2 protein-coding genes are annotated in these 698 nt (G+C 50.9%); both read right to left on the bottom strand.

All coding sequences use genetic code 11. The features are described from left to right. Positions 1–134 (bottom strand): type IV conjugative transfer system protein TraL (locus ACVRRC_RS22140; RefSeq protein WP_472997599.1); only part of this gene is annotated, 134 nt, incomplete at its 3' end. Between the two features lie 69 nt (positions 135–203). Next, the coding region (locus tag ACVRRC_RS22135) for a DsbA family protein (protein ID WP_472997597.1) at positions 204–698 on the bottom strand (495 nt) is incomplete at its 5' end.

The following is a 698-nucleotide window of genomic DNA, read 5'->3' as shown; positions in this document are numbered from 1 at the left end:
GACATCGTAAAGATTCGGCCAGTGAAGACCCCGATACCCAGAAAAACGAAAAATGGCATCGCTTCATCAACGCTCCAGAAGAAAAACTTCGGCGGATCATCGACAGAATGCGAAATGTGGACTGGTTCACTCATGCTTACCCCCAATTAAGAAACTAAATACCCGAACCCCTTCGGGCGCTTTAATACAACGCGCGGACTCTTTTACTTTCCTCCCTCCTGGGCTAATTGCGCCATCATCTGCATCAGACCTGTCCCGTTGACGGAGCCCTGCACCATTGCCGATTTATCGCCGTACACCACGATGTTTGCAGGCGTTTGCTGAATATTGAGACGTGCGGCTTCTTTCACGTCTTCCGCAATTTTGGCGCTAGGGCGAGCGGCGTTGACGCACTCAATAATGCGCTGCCCATCTAGGCCGTTGTTCTCCGCCAATTTATCCAATGGAGTTGCCATACCGTGGCCGTCGGAGCGAGTATCCGCAAAAATAGCCCGTGCCATCTTATAAAACGCAGGATTACCACCTTGCTCAGCTGCACATTCAGCAGCGAGAGATTCAGTGCGCGATGCCTGTCCGTGAACAGGGACGTGCTTGAACACCATCGCAATATTGCCGGACGAAGAATCCACCAGATCCATCATTTGCGGGAAATGGGTTTTGCAATACGGGCATTCAAAATCGGAATACTCAATGACGTA

The organism is Stutzerimonas sp. LR2, assembly GCF_055755175.1.
This window is presented reverse-complemented; position numbering and strand designations above follow the sequence as displayed.